The sequence below is a fragment of the Micromonospora sp. GCM10011541 genome, from assembly GCF_042650725.1.
GTDB classification, from domain to species: domain Bacteria; phylum Actinomycetota; class Actinomycetes; order Mycobacteriales; family Micromonosporaceae; genus Micromonospora; species Micromonospora sicca.
Genome location: NZ_JBHSBP010000113.1, coordinates 1 through 1,337 on the forward strand (window position 1 = coordinate 1; position 1,337 = coordinate 1,337).

Genomic DNA, 1,337 nt, shown 5'->3' on the forward strand with positions numbered 1-1,337 from the left:
TGCGGCAGCGGCGGGCGGGTCATGATCCGGGTCGGGTCGCGGTGGATGTGGCGGTGATGCTCGCTGATGGTGGTGAGGCGATCGCCGATCTGGCGGTGCTGCGTAACGAGGCCGGCCTGTTCGGGACGGTGGCCTCTGACCCGACGGCGTGGCGGGTCCTGTCCGATCTGGATGGTGAGGCGTTGACTCGGCTGCACGCTGCCCGTGCGCTGGCCAGGGAGGTGGCGTGGGCGCAGACGGTCGAGACCAGGGGCGGGTTGCCGGTCTCGACCGCGGCGGGTCAACCGGTCCCCGGCCTGGTGCTGGACGTGGACGCCACGATCGTGATCTGCCACTCGGAGAAGGAAGCGGCGACCCGGACGTGGAAGAAAACGTTCGGCTACCACCCGCTGTTGTGTTTCCTCGACGGCTCGCGGGAGGCGTTGTCGGGGTTGCTGCGGGAGGGTCGGGCCGGGTCGAACACCACCGCCGACCACATCACCGTCCTGGACCAGGCCCTGGCGCAGATCCCCGACGCCCACCGGCACGGCACCCCGATCCTGATCCGTTCCGACTCGGCCGGCTGCACGCAGGGGTTCCTGACCCACATCCGCCGCCTCCGCGGGCACGGTGTCGACACCTGCTTCTCCATCGGTGTTGCGATCACCGAAGAAATCCGGGACGCGATCCGGCAGGCCACGGGCTGGATTCCGGCGGTCAACACCGACGGCGGGCTACGTGACGGCGCGGAAATCTGCGAGATCACCGGCGCCGTCCCCGCCGACAACTACCCGGCCGGGACCCGGTTCATCGTCCGGCGCGAACGCCCGCACCCCGGCGCGCAACTGACCCTGTTCGACACCATCGAAGGCCTCCGTCACCAGGTCATGGCCACCGACACCCCGGTCGGCAACGGATCCCTGCAGTTCCTGGAGGCCCGCCACCGCGCCCACGCCCGCGTTGAGGACCGCATCCGCACGGGCAAGGACACCGGCTTCGGTCGCTTCCCGTCCCGGGTCTTCGCGATCAACCAGGCCTGGCTGCAGCTGGCCCTGACCGGCATCGACCTGCTCTGCTGGACCCAAACCCTGCTCCTGCAGGGAGAACTCGCCAACGCCGAACCGAAGAAACTGCGCTACCGGCTACTCCACGCGCCCGCCCGGATCACCCGATCCGCCCGCCGCACCCGCCTACGCATCGCCGAACACTGGCCCTGGGCCGCCGTCCTCGCCGCCGCCTTCGGCCGCCTGGCCGCGCTACCCCGGCCCATCACCTGAGCCCACGTCCCCGCCACCACCAGCACCCGGAGGACCCCGGCCACCCGCGCCGGGCCACCGGCATACCCACGACCCGAACAA

At 70.8% G+C, this 1,337-nt stretch carries 1 protein-coding gene; it reads left to right on the forward strand.

Annotated features, from left to right (window positions below; translation table 11 throughout):
* A partial coding sequence (locus tag ACFOYX_RS36150) for an IS1380 family transposase (protein WP_377534808.1) occupies positions 1–1,256 on the forward strand: 1,256 nt, incomplete at its 5' end.
* Positions 1,257–1,337: the final 81 nt, after the last annotated feature.